The 15711-nt window shown below is 66.5% G+C and carries 13 protein-coding genes and 1 pseudogene; 8 read left to right on the top strand and 6 right to left on the bottom strand.

The window, feature by feature from the left end; genetic code table 11:
- The 8 genes from Q0629_RS09610 to Q0629_RS09575 form a co-directional block, all read left to right on the top strand.
- On the top strand, positions 1-1000 hold a 1000-nt coding region (locus tag Q0629_RS09610; RefSeq protein WP_298781883.1), incomplete at its 5' end, for a hypothetical protein.
- 258 nt (positions 1001-1258) lie between these two features.
- Positions 1259-1804 (top strand): DUF6305 family protein, encoded by a 546-nt coding sequence (locus Q0629_RS09605; protein ID WP_298781881.1) that lies wholly within the window; start codon positions 1259-1261, stop codon positions 1802-1804.
- A 13-nt stretch (positions 1805-1817) separates the two neighbouring features.
- Complete coding sequence (locus Q0629_RS09600) at positions 1818-3110, top strand: TRAP transporter large permease subunit (RefSeq protein ID WP_298781878.1); 1293 nt, start codon at positions 1818-1820, stop codon at positions 3108-3110.
- Positions 3111-3123: 13 nt separating this feature from the next.
- A complete protein-coding gene (locus Q0629_RS09595) occupies positions 3124-3267 on the top strand; it encodes a hypothetical protein (protein ID WP_298781875.1) in 144 nt (47 codons plus the stop codon).
- 16 nt (positions 3268-3283) lie between these two features.
- Complete coding sequence (locus tag Q0629_RS09590; protein ID WP_298781873.1) at positions 3284-4456, top strand: succinylglutamate desuccinylase/aspartoacylase family protein; 1173 nt, start codon at positions 3284-3286, stop codon at positions 4454-4456.
- Between the two features lie 24 nt (positions 4457-4480).
- Complete coding sequence (locus Q0629_RS09585; protein WP_298781871.1) at positions 4481-6265, top strand: gamma-glutamyltransferase family protein; 1785 nt, start codon at positions 4481-4483, stop codon at positions 6263-6265.
- 55 nt (positions 6266-6320) lie between these two features.
- Complete coding sequence (locus tag Q0629_RS09580) at positions 6321-7448, top strand: deacylase (protein WP_298781869.1); 1128 nt, start codon at positions 6321-6323, stop codon at positions 7446-7448.
- A gap of 1 nt (position 7449) precedes the next feature.
- Positions 7450-8529 carry a deacylase gene (locus Q0629_RS09575; RefSeq protein WP_298781866.1) on the top strand — a complete coding sequence of 360 codons (1080 nt, stop codon included), beginning with the start codon at positions 7450-7452 and terminating at the stop codon, positions 8527-8529.
- A gap of 126 nt (positions 8530-8655) precedes the next feature.
- Here the strand turns inward: Q0629_RS09575 and Q0629_RS09570 are convergent, their stop codons facing one another.
- From Q0629_RS09570 to grdA, 6 genes and pseudogenes are all read right to left on the bottom strand, one after another.
- Complete coding sequence (locus Q0629_RS09570) at positions 8656-9813, bottom strand: MFS transporter (protein ID WP_298781863.1); 1158 nt, start codon at positions 9811-9813, stop codon at positions 8656-8658.
- Positions 9814-9863: 50 nt separating this feature from the next.
- Positions 9864-10979, bottom strand: coding sequence for an FAD:protein FMN transferase (locus Q0629_RS09565; protein WP_298781860.1), 1116 nt, complete (start codon positions 10977-10979; stop codon positions 9864-9866).
- A gap of 121 nt (positions 10980-11100) precedes the next feature.
- Entirely contained in the window at positions 11101-12249 is a 1149-nt protein-coding gene (gene grdD, locus Q0629_RS09560) for a glycine/sarcosine/betaine reductase complex component C subunit alpha (protein ID WP_298781858.1), read from the bottom strand.
- Positions 12250-12262: 13 nt separating this feature from the next.
- On the bottom strand, positions 12263-13804 hold the full coding sequence (gene grdC / locus Q0629_RS09555; RefSeq protein ID WP_298781856.1) for a glycine/sarcosine/betaine reductase complex component C subunit beta: 1542 nt from the start codon (positions 13802-13804) through the stop codon (positions 12263-12265).
- 165 nt (positions 13805-13969) lie between these two features.
- A complete protein-coding gene (gene grdB / locus Q0629_RS09550; RefSeq protein ID WP_298781853.1) occupies positions 13970-15274 on the bottom strand; it encodes a glycine reductase complex selenoprotein B in 1305 nt (434 codons plus the stop codon).
- Between the two features lie 89 nt (positions 15275-15363).
- Positions 15364-15711, bottom strand: a pseudogene (gene grdA / locus Q0629_RS09545) (glycine/sarcosine/betaine reductase complex selenoprotein A); the annotation flags it as partial.

The raw sequence follows: 15711 nt of genomic DNA, 5'->3' as shown, positions 1-15711 counted from the left end.
AGGTCCGAGGTGGAGCGCTGCTGGGAGGCGAAGGAAACTGCGCCGGCAGAGTGAGGGAGGCGAGGGCATGGACAGGGCGGAGCGGGACGAGGCGGGGAGCATGAACCGCGAGGTCAAGGCTACGGTGTTCTCCGACCTCTTCAAGATCAAGAAGTACCTGTTTCAGCTCTATCGGACGCTGCACCCCGAGGATACGACGACCGTGGAGGACGACCTGACGGACGTCAGCATCAACAACGTGCTGGTTGACGATATCTATAACGACCTGGGCTTTATGGTGTCGGACCGTCTGGTGGTTCTCGTGGAGGCGCAGAGCACGTGGACGGAGAACGTTTTGATTCGCGGTGCGATGTACCTTGTGCAGACGTGGCGGAACCACTTTGCGAGGACGGGGGCAGACCTCTATCACGCCCCCAGGGCGGCGCTCCCCCGGCCGGAGTTCTACGTTCTCTACACGGGCGAGAGGGTTGTGCGCCCTGAGGTTCTCTCCCTTTCGGAGGAGTTTTTCTGCGGGGAGGCGTTTGCGATCGAGGTGCGGGCCAAGATGCTCTACGGCGAGGGGACGGGGGACGTCATCAGCCAGTATGCGGCGTTCTGCAGGGTTCTCAGCGATCAGGTGAAGCTCTACGGTCGGACGAGGCGGACGATCCGTGAGACGATACGTATCTGCAAGGAGCGCGACGTGCTGAAGGAGTATCTGGAGGACAGGGAGGCGGAGGTGATGGACATCATGACGATGCTGTTTGACCAGGAGACGGCGACGCGGAATTACGTCGACAGGGTGCGCCGCGAGGCAGCGGAACAGAGCCTCGCTGAAGGCATCGCCAAGGGCCTTGCCAGAGGTAACGTGCAGGGATTTGTGAACGCCTGCCGCGACTTTGGCATCCCCAGGAGCGAGGCTCTGGCGCGGGTGGCCAGGCGGTTCAACCTCACCGACGAGGATGCCAGGTCCGAGGTGGAGCGCTGCTGGGAGGCGAAGGAAACTGCGCCGGCAGAGTGAGAAAACGTCAGGCGTTGGTTGAGGTGAGTTGGTCGGGCGGCGCACCGGGTGGTTCGGGCGCCGCCCTTTGCTTGTCTGAGAGCGCCTATAACCGGCTGACTTTCGTTTCCAAAAAGGCCCCCTGATCGTTTGACAAACGGCTAAAGTGCTCTAAAATGATTACGTTTAACTCGGCGCCAGTTTAATACGTTTGCTTGATCGTTTGATCGGGCTCGCGTTGCGACTGCGCCGTACAAAAATCGTGGGAGGCTGGTCATTGTGAAACTGAAGAACCTTGCTGTTGCGCTGGTCCTTTTGTCGTGTCTGACGGGAGTCGCTTTCGCTGCGCCGGTCGCTCTGACGCCCATGGGGCAGAGCCCGGACGGAATGATGGTTCGCGTGGTGCTGAAGTCCCTCGCGGTCGAGACGGACTATGACGCCTTGATGAAGCCGGAGGCGCTGTCCGACCAGAAGGTGCTCATCGCCGTCGTGGGAGCAAGCTCCAAGGGGATGGGAGCGGCGGGCATCAATCAGGACGACGAGCTGGCGCGTGCGAAGGCGCTCTGCGAAGCGGCCGCGGGCAAGGGGATGAAGGTCCTGGTGATGCACGTGGGCGGCGATGGGCGCCGGGGCGACCTCTCCAACAAATTCATCGAGACGGCGGGGGCCTACGCGGACGGCTTCATCGTCGTGGAGGGCGGGAACGCCGACGGCATCTTCACGAAGTTGGCCGAGGGGCGCAAGGTGGAGCTCCTGTCCGCCCCCAACGTCAAGGGCACGAAGGAGCCGCTTTCGACCCTGCTGAAGGGCTGGGGCGTCCTGTAAGCCCGACGGGAGGATGTCCTGGTTCTGGCCGGAGGGATTCTACGCCCTCCTGATGGTCGCCGTCTTCTTCGCGGCGACGTTCTGGCTCGAACTTCCCATCGCGGTCGCCATGGTCTTCGCCTCCCTCGCCGGCGCGGCGGCGGCAGGCGAGGGAATCCCCCTGAGGCATCTCGTGGAGGGGGAATTCGGCTACCTCGACACGATCATGGTCATCGCCTCGGCCATGATCTTCATGAAATCCGCGCAGAAGACGGGCTTCCTGGACGCCTTCGCGGTCTGGATCATCCGAAGGTTCCGCCGTATGCCGGCGTTATTGAGCCTCGGCATCCTGCTGCTCATCATGGCTCCGGGGATGATCACGGGCTCGTCCATCGCCTCCGTCCTGACGACCGGAGCGCTTGTGGCGCCGGTGCTCGTCACGCTGGGGCTGGAGTCGGGGCGCGCAGGGGCGGTCATCTCCATGGGAGCGCTTCTGGGCATGGTTGCGCCGCCGGTCAGCATCCCCGCCATGATCATCTGCGCCGGCGTCGATATCCCCTACGTTGGCTTCACCGTCCCGCTCCTGATCTGCACCCTGCCGCTGGCGGCGATCTTCGCCCTGACGATGGTCTATCCCGTCATACGGCGCTTCGAGGACGAGGGGGCGCTGGAGGCCCAGCTCGAAGGGATGAACGCGCGGCCGCTGACGCTGCGGCTGTCGCTGCCCGTCCTGGTCCTCGTTGCGCTGATCGCCGCCGAGCAGTTTCTGAGCGGGTCCCGCTACTGGCACTTTCTGGGGATGCCCGCCATCTTCCTGATCGCCGCCGCGTCGGCCCTCCTGACGGGGGTGCGGTGGAACCCCATGGAGGCTGCGGCCGAGGCCATCGACGACTCCCTGCCCATCATGAGCGTCCTCATGGGCGTGGGCATGTTCATTCAAGTCATGACCCTGATCGGAGCGGAGGGCTTCGTCGTCGTTTCGGCGCTGTCGCTGCCGTCCTGGGGGCTTTTGGCAAGCGTTCTGATTGCCATGCCGCTCTTCGGCGCAATCTCCGCCTACGGGTCGGCCTCCGTGCTGGGAGTGCCGTTTCTCCTGGCGTTTTCAGGGCACGATGTCGTGATCGTGGCCTCCGCGCTGGGGATGCTGGCGTCGCTGGGCGACCTCATGCCGCCCGGCACGCTCTCGCCGTTCTTCGCGGCCCGTGCGCTGGGCGTGGAGGACCGCTTCAGGATCGCGCGGCGCTGCCTGTGGCCGGGCGTGACCGTGGCGCTGTGGTGCCTCGCCGTCATCCTGATGAGCGACGCCATTGCGCGCCACATCCGGTAGAGGAGGGAATACGATGACGCTTTTCTACAGGGGAATCCTGGCCTTGATGATGATCCTCGTCCTTCGCTGCATGTTTCGGGAGCGTTCCTTCTGGCGGCAGTTCGCCGATGCGCTGGTCCTGATCCCCATGATCCTGCGCATCCTGATGATCAAGTGACGGGGAGGGCGTCCGGATGAAGGGGTTTTTCGCAAAAGAACGCGGAAGCGTGCTGACGGCGCTCCTCCTCTGCGTCGGGGTCGGCCTGACCTCCTGGGCCGCGGCACGATCGTTCATGTCGATGTGGGAGCTGGACGCTCTGGCCCCCGCGCCGGGGTTTGAGCGGCACAGGCTCTCGGAGTGGGAGCCGTCGCTTTCGGGGTCGCCGGGCGACACCCCCGTCTTCATCCAGCAGGGGAGAGAGCCGGGAGGGACGATCTTCATCATGGGCGGCATCCATGCCAACGAGCCGGCGGGGTACATGGCGGCCGTCGTGTGCCTTGAGCGCGCGCAGGTGGAGCGTGGGCGGCTGATCGTGATGCCCTTCTCCAACCTGTCCGCGTTGACGCACAACTCGCCCCAGGACGCCGCGCCGCAGCGCCTCCGCTTCACGCGGGACGACGGGACGGTGCGGAGCTTTCGGTGCGGTTCGCGGGCCACGAACCCCATCCACCAGTGGCCCAACCCGAACACCTACGTTCACTTTCCGTCGGGGCAGGAGCTGGACGGCACCTCGCGGGCAAACCAGAACCGCGCGTTTCCCGGCACGCTGAATGAGGGGCTGACGCAGCGGGTCGGGTACGCCATCACGGAGATGCTGCGGGCGGAGAGGGTGGACCTGGCCTTCGACCTGCACGAGGCCGCTCCGGAGTACCCCGTCGTCAACGCCATGGTGGCCCACGAGAACTCGATGGAGCTTGCGGCCGTGGCGGCGATGGAGCTTGAGATGATGGGGCTCCCCATGCGCCTTGAGCCGTCGCCGAAGAACCTGCACGGGCTCAGTCACCGCGAGTGGGGCGACAGCATCCCGACGCTGCTGCCCATCCTGATGGAGGCGGCGAACCCGGGGCAGGGACGTCTGAGGGGGCGCACGGACGAGGCCCTGTTCCTGACGGGCGTGGACAAGGCCTACGTGCGCGCCGCCGCCCTGGGCCGCCTCTTCGTCCCCTACGACGGCAGCCAGCCCATCCAGCTGCGCGTGGGCCGTCATCTGGCCGCCCTCCAGGCCGTGTTGAGCGCGATGGAGGAGCTGTACCCGGACCGGGCGGCTGTGGTGTCCGGCATTCCGGGGTTTGAGGAGGTCGTGTCGCATGACGTCGGGCATTGGCTGAACCCGCTTCCCGGCCCGATACCCAATCGCATTTTATAATGGAGTTAAGGAGGAGGTACTCTCATGAACGGAAGGTTTAGAAGGCTGCTGGGGCTGAGCCTCGTCGTCGCCCTGACCGCGATTGCGCCGGCGTCGGCCGTCACCGTCGGAAAGGTGCTGAGCTCCGACAAGGGCATCGTGGCCGCCGCGCATCCCCTGGCTGCCGCAGCCGGAGCGGAGGTCCTGGAAGCGGGCGGCAACGCCATCGACGCGGCCGTTGCGACGAGCCTCGCGTTGGGGGTGGTGGAGCCCTACGCCTCCGGACTCTTTGGAGAGGGCTACATGGTGGCGCGCATGGCGGACGGGCGCACCTGGTCCATCGACTTTCGCAGCTGTGCGCCCGCTATGGCCAGCTACGAGCAGATGGCCCAGGAGGGCTTTAAGACGACGGGCGAGATGAAGCTGAAGCTGCAGGGCGCCTGCGTCCCCGGACTTCCGGCGGGCATCCGGGAGATCATGGCCAGGGGGGCGACAAAGCCCCTGGCGGACTTGGCGGCCCCCGCCATCCGATACGCCGAGGACGGCTTTGAGGTCAACCAGACGTTTTCGCAGATCTGCAAGGACAACTTCAAGACGCTCAGCGAGAACGCGCCCGACTTTTTGAACGAGGGCCTCGCGTGGGAGTCTGGGGAGACCTTCAAGAACCCGAAGCTGGCTGCGACGCTGCGCCGTCTGGCGGAGAAGGGCCTGGACGACTTCTATCGCGGCAGCGTCGCCGACGACATCGACGCCTTCATGAAGGAAAAGGGCGGCTGGATCCGCAAGGAGGACCTGCAGGCCTACCGCGCCGTCGAGCGCACCCCGCTGCAGGGCCGGTACAAGGGCTACAACATCACCGTGGCCGGGCTCCCCGTCGGCGGCCCACGCCTGATCGAGAACATGAACCTCTTCGAGAACTTCAACTTTGCCGCCATGGGTTGGGATGACCCGCTGAGGCTGCACATCATGCAGGAGGTGTTCCTGCTGACGGCTTCGGACCTGAGCGCCTACGTCGGCGACCCGGCGTTCAGCAGGACGGCTGAGCGCGGCATGGCCAACAAGGAGTACGCAAAGCTGCGCCTGATGAGCGTCAAATTGGGCGGAGCCACGACCTCCGAGGACTGGGCAGCGGGCAAGAGCAGAGCCGGGGATGCCCCCGCGTTCGAGGAGGGGATGGGCCTGAGCGATTACCTGACCCTGCCTGCGGCTGCGGCCCTGCCCGCGCAGGAGCAGTTCGAGTCCGCCTCCACGACGCACTTCTCCGTCGTGGACCGCTGGGGCAACGCGGTGGCCTGGACTCAGACCATCTCCGGCTTCTTCGGAACGGGGTACTGGCTGGACGGCTTCTTCCTGAACAACGAGATGGGCAACTTCTGGAGCAGGCCGAGCCCCGAAGGGAACGGCGTCAGCGACATCCAGCCCGGCAAGCGCGTGCGCACCACGATCTCCCCCATGATCGTGGACCGCGCCGGCAAGGTGCGCTGGGTGCTGGGCACGCCGGGCGCGGGACGCATCGTCCCGACGCTGTGCCAGATGCTGATCGACCTGATCGACTTCAACATGTCGCTGGAGGAGAGCATCAACAGCCCGAAGATCATGAGCTCCTTCAACTCCGGGGAGGGGATCTCCCTGATGGAGATGGAGAGCGGCTACTCCGAGGACACCATCAGGGCCCTGGAGCGGGGCTTTGGCTACAAGGTCGAGATCAAGAAGTTTCCTGACCTGTACTTCGGCGGCCCCAACGCCATCGAGCGCGGCCTGTTCGACGGTCGCCTGACCGGCGTGGGCTCCGTGCGCCGTGGGGGCGCAGCCGCTGCGCCGGAAAATTAGAGGACGGCCCCTCTTTAAGGGGCCGTCCTCCATTTTTGCCTTGGGAGGTCTTTTCATGTCTTTCATGTCTTATGCGAAACTGCGGCGTGCAGCCGCTCTCGCTGCGCTCATGGCGCTCTTCCTCGTCCGCGTGCCCTCCGGTGCGGAGGCGGCCTTCTTTCGTCCCGACGTCCGTCCCGGATACGGCGTGACGAAGATCGGCTGGCTCTCCGACTACTGTGCCCCCCTGAAGGGGACGAACCTGGATGCACCCGTCTACTTCATGGAGGGGGCGAAGCCCGGCGCGACGATGCTGATCCTTGGCGGCACGCACCCTCGTGAAATCGCGGGGCACACGGCGGCCCTCGTCGCCGTCGAGAACGCGCGCGTGCTGGAGGGCCGCCTCATCGTCATTCCGGCGCTCAACGCCAGCGGCTACAGCCTGCACGACAAGGCGACGAACCTCCCCCGGGGCCACAGGATCGAGACGCGGAGCGGCGCGCGCCTGCTCCCGTTGGGGGATCGGCGCGTTGACGTAGCGGACCAGGGGCAGCCGGACCCGGACCAGTACCGCCATCAGTCCGGCGAGGTCATCCCAGACTCGAAGGGCGGCGACGGGGCCGAGACGCGCAACATCAACCGCGCCTACCCCGGCCTTCCGGACGGGACGCCCACCCAACAGGCGGCTTACGCCGTCGTGCAGATGGTGCGGAGCGAGGACGTGGTCCTGGAGGTGGACATGCACGAGGCGGACACCCCCAGTTGGTGCCTGGACCCCAAGACGGGCGAGACGCGGCAGGGTGGGCGGTTGGCCTACATGCTGATCTGCAACCCCAGGCCGGAGGCCATGGAGATCGGCGCCGAGGTCGTGGTGAACGTCGGCGACGCCGTGGGCTTTCCCCTGAAGGTCGAGCAGTCGAACCGGAAGTTCCGCGGCCTGAGCCACCTCGAGATCGGCGACGCGACGCCTTGCCTCTCCTTCCTCTTCGAGACGCCGAACCCGGGGCAGGACGACTGGCGCGAGGTACCCGACGTCATCCGTGACGTCCGCTTCCCGCTGAAGCACCGGGTGGGCCTTCAGCAGCAGGTGTTTCAGGAGCTCGTCAACGTCTACAACGCCGGCCACGACAAGCGCCTCGTGATCGAGGGCCTGCCGGACTACAAAACGCTGATGGAGCAGGACGTCGGCGCGTGGCTGAACTGACATGGCAGCGGCACTGAGGCGGGCTGCCTGCCTTCTGCTGGCGCTTGCCCTGTACTACCCCACCTCCTGCGCGCAGGCCGCGTTCCGCCTGGACGTGCGACCGGGCTACGGGCTTACGCGGATGCTGTGGCTCTCCGACTACAACGCGAACCTGCGGGGGAGCGACTACGACACACCGGTCTACCTCCTGAGCGGGGACAGGCCGGGTGCCACGGCGCTGGCGATGGGCGGGGTCCACGCGCGGGAGATCGCGGGCGTCGCGGCGGCGACGCTGATGGTGGAGAACGCCCGCGTCCTGGAGGGGCGACTCTTCGTCGTGCCGTGCGTCAACGCCGCTGGCATGTCCGTGCCGGACAGCCTGGGGAACCGCCCCCGCGCGCTTGAGGTGGCGGGCCGGAGCGGGGCGCGCTTCCTGCCATGGGGCGACCGATACATTCCGCTGCGGCCTGGAGAGAAGGACCCTGAGGCGTTTCATCATCCCTCAGGCTTCGTGCTGAAGAACGGTGCGGAGTGGCGCAACATCAACCGGAACTACCCCGGAAAGGCCGACGGGACGCCGGCGGAGCGGGTGACCTTCGCCGTCATGGAGCTGATCCGGCGGGAGGGTGTGGCCTTCAGCCTGGACATGCACGAGGCGCGGACCTTCGAGGACGCGCTGAACCCAAAGACCGGCAAGGTGGGCAAGAACAGCCTGCTGGCGAACTCGCTCATCGCCCACCCCAGGGCGCTGGACCTTGCGGCGGAGGCGCTGTTCCTGCTGGAGGAGTGGGGGACGTCGATGAAGCTGGAACAGTCCGCGCCGGGCTACCGAGGCATCTGCCACTACGAGATCGGGGAAAACACGGACTGCCTGGCGTTCCTGTCGGAGACGCCCAATCCCGGCATGAACGAGTGGAGTGCCAGCCCTGACCCGCTGGGGCTGCGGGGGAACCCCATCGCGGAGCGCGTGGGGATCGCCGTCGAGGTGTTCCGCGCGCTGTGCGCGGCGTACAACGACCGCTCCGAGCGAAAGATTGTGGTCGAGGGGCTGCCGACGCGGGGTGAGGTCCAGCGCGACGGCCTGAGGGGCTGGCTGAATTAGAGGCCCCCGTTGCGGAGGGGCAGATTGCCTCAAAGGAGGCGATCTGCTCCTCTTGGCCTGGTACGGGGAAGGACATCCAGGCCATCAACGAGGACACGCGGGGCCGCAGCCTTGCCCCTTCGCGCCCTACGCCGCTGTCCTCGTCGCTCTTCGATGCAGCGCCAGCATCACGAGGAAGCCCGCCAGAGCGAAGGGCGTCCCCATTAAAGCCGTGTAGGGGTAGCTCAGGCCCAACTCCCGCACGGGCAGGGCGCCGGCCCAGGCGCCGAGGGCGTTGCCCAGGTTGAAGCCCACCTGCGCGCAGGTTGCCCCCAGCATCTCGCCGCCCGGCGAAAACCGGATGGCCAGGAGTTGCTGCGGCGCGGAGAGGGCGAAGAGCACCCCCGTCCCCAGGAACGTCAGTCCCAGGGCAGCCCAGCGATTGGCGAAGAAAAAGAAGATTCCCGTCAGCAGGAACAGGATCGAGCTCTGGAGGGTGAGGGTGACCTTCGTCGGGGCGAAGCGGTCCGACAGGCGGCCGCCCAGCAGGTTGCCCATCACCATGCCCAGCCCGGCCCAGGCCGCGATGAGCGTCATCGCGTGGGGGGAAAAGCCCGCCGTCCGGGTGATCAGGGGATTGATGTAGCTGTACCAGCAGAACACCCCGCCGTTGCTCAGCGTGATCCCCAGGAGCAGCAGCCAGGGCTTCGCGTCCCTCAGGAACCGGAACTGCCCCCTGAACCCCCGGTCCGGGAGCGGCTCCTGATAGGGGATCCAGAAATGGACGGCAAGGATCATGAGGACGCCTAGGACGACGGTGGCGATGAAGGGCGCGCGCCAGGAGACGAAGCTCGCCGCCAGCGTGCACAGGGGGACCCCTGCCATGTTGGCCACGGTCATCCCCGCGACCATCGCGGACACCGCGGAGGCCTCGCGCCCCGCCCGGGCCGTGCGCTGGGCGATGATGGACCCCACGCCGAACCACGCCCCGTGGGGCAGCCCCGAGACGAATCGGGCGGCCAGCAGCACGTAAAAGGAGGGGGCCAGCGACGCCGTCAGCCCTCCCGCCGTGCAGAGGCACGCCAGGGCCAGCATGATGCGCTTCAGCGGCTGCCGCCGCGCTACGAGCACCACCAGGGGCGCGCCGGTGCAAACGCCCAGGGCGTAGGCCGAGATCAGGATCCCGGCGGTGGGCACGCTGACCCCCAGCGCCGCTGCAGCCGGCTCCAAAATGCTCATCATCACGTACTCCGTGATGCCAAACTCAAAGGTCCCCAACGCCAATGCCAGCAGGCTCTTATTCATCAAGACCGTCCTTTCGCGACCGGGCGAAACGCCCTTCGGGGCGTCGCCCACTAAAAGTATTGGACCGCAGCCCGACTTTCGCGCACGCAGCGCCGCAGGTTCTCCGTGACCAGGACCTCCACGTCCCGGAGGGTCAGTCCCTCCTCCACCGCGAGGCCGTCCCTGCGCCGGACCAGCACGGCGCCCAGCTCCGGGTGCGCCCTCAGGAACTCCATGGAGCGGGCTGAGCCCATGATCATGAAGCTGGTGGCCAGGGCGTCCCCCAGGGCTCCATCCGGGGTGACCAGGGTGGCCGAGAGCATGTCGTTCCTCACGGGTCGTCCCGTTCGCGGGTCGAAAAAGTGGGAGTAGCGCACGCCGTCGATGACCTTGTAGCGCTCGTAGGCGCCGGAGGTGATGACCGCCGTGTCCCTCACCGCCAGGGCCAGGAGCGGCCCGCCCCCGTCCGACAGGGGGTCGCGGATACCGATGTTCCACGGGCTGCCGTTCCTGCCCCCCAGGAGCTGGACGTTGCCCCCCAGGTCGATCAGGGCCGCGGGGACGCCGCGTCGGCTCAGCCCCTCCGCGATCCGCGCCGAGGCGTAGCCCTTGGCGATGCCGCTGAGGTCCAGCACTGCGCCGGCCCGCTTCAGCCGGATGGCGGGCGGGGGGCCGGGGAGGAGCTCAAGCCCCTCCGGGTCCGTGAGGGGCAGCAGAGCGTCCAGGCTGGCCTGCTGGGGCAGGGCAAAGGCCTGGCTTTCGGGGTCTGCCTGGCGACGGTTGATTCGCCAGAGCTTCGTGACGGGCCCGATCAGCGGGTTGAAGACGCCCTCCGTCGTGCGGCAGGCCTCTGCGGCCCGCGAGACGGCGGCGAAGACGTCCGGAGGAACGGTCACGGGGCTTCCTCCGGCGCTGCGGTTGACCCGTGACAGGTCGGAGCCCTCGTCGTAGATCGAGAGCTCGTGGTCCAGGCTCGTCAGGAGGCCAAAGGCCCAGTCCAGAGCGGCCTCGGCCTCTGCGCTGGGAAGTCCCTCGACGCGGAGCCGGATCACCGTGTTCATGGCCAGGCCGTCGCGCTGCGCCTCCACAGGGCGCTCCTGAGGCCAAAGCGCGACAAGCCCCAGCAGGAGCGCCAGGGCAGCGGCCCACAGGACACCCTTTAAGCTTTCCTTTCGTATGACGGACACGTTCGACACCTCCCAACGCATTATAGCGGTTTTCGCCCTCGCGTGCAGCATCCGAGGCGTCTTGACGACAAAGGGCGGGCCCTCCCCTTGGGAGGGCCCGCCCGACGTTTCGGTGTTCTGTCTACAGGTATCCGTTCTGCTTCAAGAGCTCTCTGGCCTTGTCCATGTGGCGGGCCGGCATCTTGATGACGGGGCCGGTGCAGCCCATGGCGGACTCGGCATAGATGTTCGCCTTCCACAGGACCTTGACGGCGTTGTCGATCTCCAGGACGTCGATGCCGAGCAGCTCGTCATCGGTGGGCTCCGCGGCGGGGGCCTTCACGTCCTCCTCCGCTGCCGCGGCCTTGGGCGTCAGGGCCGCGATCTCATCGTCGAGCCCTGCCTTGCGGGCCGCAGCCAGCTCCTCCGCCACCAGGGCCGGAAGGCCTGCTGCCACGACGGCCGCCGTGAAGCCCATGGCGTTCGCGATGACCGGCGCGCCCGACGCGCGGGAAACGATGGAAACGACGTTCTTCCAGCCCTCGCCGCAGGAGGGACCGTAGCCCCAGCCCGTGGCCTCGAAGGAGCCGCCCGTGGTGAAGGAGCTGAACATCTTGCACAGCACGTTGCCGGTCAGGGTGTCCGTCACGCAGACGTCCACGGCGCCGCTCAGGATGTCGTTGCCCCGAAGCACGCTGCCGCCGTCCGCCCGGGTGGACTGGCCGAAGGTGATGTCGTAGCCCTTCTCCTTCATGTGGGAGAGGGACCGGAAGACCGGCTGCGCCGTGTCCACGTTCAGGATGCCCACTGTGGGGTTCTTCAGGCCCAGCGCCTTCGCCGTGGCGATGCCGTAGATCGCGTTGCGCAGCATGGCCTCGCCGCGCGCGGTGGAGGAGGTGCCGGTGGTGGAGGCCAGGATCATGGGGGTGCCCCTGCCGGGGGTCAGAACCCGGCCGATGGTGGTGACGCCCAGGGGGAAGGGGAAGTGCATCGCCACCGCGCCCTCCACGCGCCCCTCTTTCACGGCGGCCTCGAGCGTCGCGGGGACGTCCTCCGCCGAGCACTCGATGTACTCCAGGTCCTCGTAGCCGGGCAGGCGCGGCCCGATCAGGACGGGCTTGACGTTGTGGTAGTTCTGCATGGCCAGGCGCGCGCCGCGCGCGATCTCCTCCGGCCCATGCTCGCTGCCCGCGGCCATCAGGCCGACGCGGACCTTGGGGCCTCCGCTCCTGGCGGATTCCACGAGCTCTGCCAGGGCCGTGCCGACTAATTTTTTGATCGCATCAGACATAGCCCGTGCCCTCCTAATTCAGCTTCTCCGCGACTTCGGAGAGCGCCTCCAGGATCAGGGACTTCACGTCCTCCTTGCTGACGGCCGCGCCCGATGCTCCGCCGCCGGTGGGGGCCTCGATGAGGAAGGAGGCGCCGTCCGCCAGGTTGGTCAGGCGCGCCAGGAAGAGGCTGCCCTTGCCGATGATCATGACGCGCTTCATCTTGCCCGCCCGGATGCCTTCGCAGGCCGGGCCGATGAAGGGCGCTCCCGCCGGGATGTGTCCCTGCGTGGGGGCGTAGCCCACCGTCCCGTGCTCTTTAATGAAGGAGTCCATGTCGGCCTTCTCGATGGCCTTCTTCATGACGGCTAGGGCCGCGATCATCTTGATGTTGGCCAGGGGCACGTCGCCCGCGCCGGCCGGCATCGTGATCTCGTGGTTCTGCAGCTCGGGGGCGAAGCGATCGACGTCCGCAAAGGTCAGCCCCGCGGCCTGGAGCGGCTCGAAGGTCAGGGCGGAGGTGACGGCCTGGGGGGCGCCCCCCGCGCCGACGGTGTGCTTGCCCAGGACGTCCAGCCGCATGACGGGGTTGGTGCCGTCGTCGGGGACCAGCAGCACGGCGAAGCTGCCCACGCAGTCCTCCAGGGCCTTCAGGCCCTTCTTGACGTGGTCGCGGCTGTTCATGTAGAGCTTCGGGATGGAGCCGCCCGCGACCACCGCGATGTTCTTGCGCGCGCCCGCGGCCACCTGGGAGGCCGCTGCAATCATCGCGTTGACGGGGCCGGCGCAGAAGCCGCGCACGTCGCATCCGGAGGCGTTGGTGCAGCCCGCGACCTCGGCGATGGCCTTGGCGAAGTTGCCGCCCGCCCTCTGCCCCACGTCGCCTGCCCCCTCCTCGGAGCACTCGATGACGAAGTCGAGGTCCGTCGGGGCCATGCCGCTGTTCTTCAGCAGGTGCAGCAGGGCGAGGACGCCCGACGCCTTGCCCGCCAGGTTCTCCATCAGGACGTGGGCCGTCAGGCAGGCGTCCGTGGGGTGCCCGCTGCGGACGCAGCCCACGACCTTATGGTCGAAGTAGAGGGGCAGCGCAGCGCGGTCCTTGACCTCCTCCTCGATGGCGGAGAGGTCCTGCATGTTCTTCGGGCGCAGCACGCGCTTCACGATGGCCTCCGTGATGATGGGGTCCTTGCCCAGCTTCTCGGCCGCCGCGGCCGCGAAGCCCTTCTCCAGCCACACCAGCTCGAACTCGTCGCAGGCGGAGATCAGCGCCAGGAACTCGTCCTCCGGCATGATCTCGCCGAACTTGCCGTAGCGCTTCGCGCCGCTCAGGCGGTTGTCGATCCAGGGAGCCTTGGCCGCCTCGAACTCCTCGTAGCTCAGGCCGCCGATGTAGGCCTGGTTGGGCGCATACTGCAGGGCCTCCTCGTAGGTCTGCAGGTGCTTGGGCAGGGCATCGACGTACTCCTTTTCCTTGCCGCTGTGACGGGCTTCGTAGGGGGTGCCGCCGTAGTAGCTCCCCGTCTCGGGCGCGTGGTTCAAACAATAAGCGTAACTTTTGATACCGACTGTGGACATCCAGAGTCCTCCTTAAAAAAGAGCTTGCGGATCACCCCCATGGGGGTCCTTATATCATACCTCAAAATTCTTCCGGGCGAGGGGCGTAGCGTCGCTGCTGTAGTGGGTTGGGAACAAAACAGGGGCCCGGAAACAGCTCCTGGGCCCCTTGAAGATGGCGTCCTGCTATTCCGTGAACACCGTCTGCTCCGAGATATCCGTCTGAAGCGCCTTCAGGGCCCTCTCGACGAGGCGGCGGCGCAGAGCCTTTTCCTCCTCCGGCGTCCTCGTGGGATCGCCAAGCGGGTGCGGGATCGCGACCGTGGGGACGATTCGGTTCGCGCCGACCGTGAGGGAGATGGGGACGATCGTGCACATGTGAACGACCGGCAGCTTGCGCTCAATTTCCTTGACCATCGTTGCACCGCAACGAGTGCAGGTGCCTCAGGTGGAGGTCAGGATGACGGCCGTGACCCCGTCCGCCACCAGCTTGTTGGCGATCTCCGCGCCGAAGCGCTTGGCGTTGGCCACGGCGGTTCCGTTCCCCACCGTCGTGAAGAATTTATTGTACAGCTTGCCGATGACGCCTTCCTTTTCCATATCGCGCAGCACGTCCACGGGCAGGACGCGGTCCGCGTCCTGGTCGGCGTAGGTGGCGTCGTAGCCGCCGTGGGCCGTGCAGTACTTGTCGGTGGTCAGGTCCATCACGCCCGTGATGTCGTACTCGCCGTAGTGGCTGGCGCTCGAGGCCTCGATGTGGTCCGGGTTCCCCTTCGGGACGATGCCGCCCGAGGTCACCAGGGCGATCGTGGCGTGCTTCATGTCCTTCACCGGGGGCTGAGGGGGAACGCGGTCGAAGACCGGCATCTTGTACTCGGTCTCGAAGGGAAGCCCCTTCATCTTGGCGACGAACATGTCGACGCAGCGCTCGGCGGCGAGTTTTTCGTAGAACTTGTTCTTGCGGATGCCGCGCTCGATGTAGCCCTCCTCCGCCGGCTTGCCCAGGGGCTCCTTCTTCAGGAGCTTCATGAGCAGCTTCGCCATGGCGGGGACGGCCTTCTTCATGCCGACGGCGCTGTCCGGCGTCTCCACGATGTAGAGGGCCTTCTTGTACATCTCCACGCCGGGGTTCTCCGGGTACATGCCGCTGACCACGGGGATGCCCAGCTCCTTCGCGACGGCCGCGCACATTGCGCCGCAGGCCGTGCCGTAGCGGCCCGCGTTGAACGCAGGCCCGGCGATGAAGGCATCCGGCTTGTACTTCTTGATCATCTCGATGATGTCCGCGCTGGCCTTCTCCATGTTGGAGGCGAAGTAGGAGTCCCCGCAGATGACCGTGGCGACCACCTCGGCCTCGGAGCCCAGGGCGCCCTTCAGGGCCGTGCCCGGTCCCACGACGCCCTCTCGAATTTCGGGCTTGTAGTCGGCCTTTTCCTCTCCACCGATGCCAGCGTAGAACTGGTTGATGTAGTGAACGATGCGAAATGCCATGTCAATCCCACCTTTCCTGAGTTGCATCCAAATCAGATGATATGCTGGTCTGCGTTGATCGCAGACGGACAGTTCAGTCCACGGAGCGATTAATCGATCGCACCCTCGCTGTACTGGTCGCGCATGCCCTTGACAGCGGCGGCCAATGCCTCCGGATCAAGCACCATCTCCATCATGCTGATCTGCTCCTCCCAGGCCTTGGGATCACACTCGGCACGAATGACGGGATCAAAAATGTGATATACGGGGAGTTTCAACGAAACTCCGGCGAGCGGGCCTGCGAAAGTCGGGTCCCCGTTGCTGACGGTTTCTGCGTAGATCTCCGCGCCCTCGGCGTCGGAGGAACCCAGAATCACGATGCAGTCGGTCCCGTACTTCTCACCAGCATCCTTGACGCGCTGCTGGTTCTGCAGGTCCATCGCCCCTGCGGCGGTTCA

The sequence above is a fragment of the uncultured Fretibacterium sp. genome, assembly GCF_938030725.1.
Taxonomy (GTDB): Bacteria; Synergistota; Synergistia; order Synergistales; family Aminobacteriaceae; genus Fretibacterium.
The sequence above is the reverse complement of the archived record's forward strand: the minus strand, read 5'-3'. Positions and strand labels throughout refer to the sequence as shown.

What these genes read in the sequence shown, in the direction of transcription:
- Q0629_RS09600 (WP_298781878.1), top strand. Translation starts at nt 1,818, where the DNA reads ATGTCCTGGTTCTGGCCGGAGGGATTCTACGCCCTCCTGATGGTCGCC.
- Q0629_RS09595 (WP_298781875.1), top strand. Translation starts at nt 3,124, where the DNA reads ATGACGCTTTTCTACAGGGGAATCCTGGCCTTGATGATGATCCTCGTC.
- Q0629_RS09590 (WP_298781873.1), top strand. Translation starts at nt 3,284, where the DNA reads ATGAAGGGGTTTTTCGCAAAAGAACGCGGAAGCGTGCTGACGGCGCTC.
- Q0629_RS09585 (WP_298781871.1), top strand. Translation starts at nt 4,481, where the DNA reads ATGAACGGAAGGTTTAGAAGGCTGCTGGGGCTGAGCCTCGTCGTCGCC.
- Q0629_RS09580 (WP_298781869.1), top strand. Translation starts at nt 6,321, where the DNA reads ATGTCTTTCATGTCTTATGCGAAACTGCGGCGTGCAGCCGCTCTCGCT.
- Q0629_RS09575 (WP_298781866.1), top strand. Translation starts at nt 7,450, where the DNA reads ATGGCAGCGGCACTGAGGCGGGCTGCCTGCCTTCTGCTGGCGCTTGCC.
- Q0629_RS09570 (WP_298781863.1), bottom strand. Translation starts at nt 9,813, where the DNA reads ATGAATAAGAGCCTGCTGGCATTGGCGTTGGGGACCTTTGAGTTTGGC.
- grdD (WP_298781858.1), bottom strand. Translation starts at nt 12,249, where the DNA reads ATGTCTGATGCGATCAAAAAATTAGTCGGCACGGCCCTGGCAGAGCTC.
- grdC (WP_298781856.1), bottom strand. Translation starts at nt 13,804, where the DNA reads ATGTCCACAGTCGGTATCAAAAGTTACGCTTATTGTTTGAACCACGCG.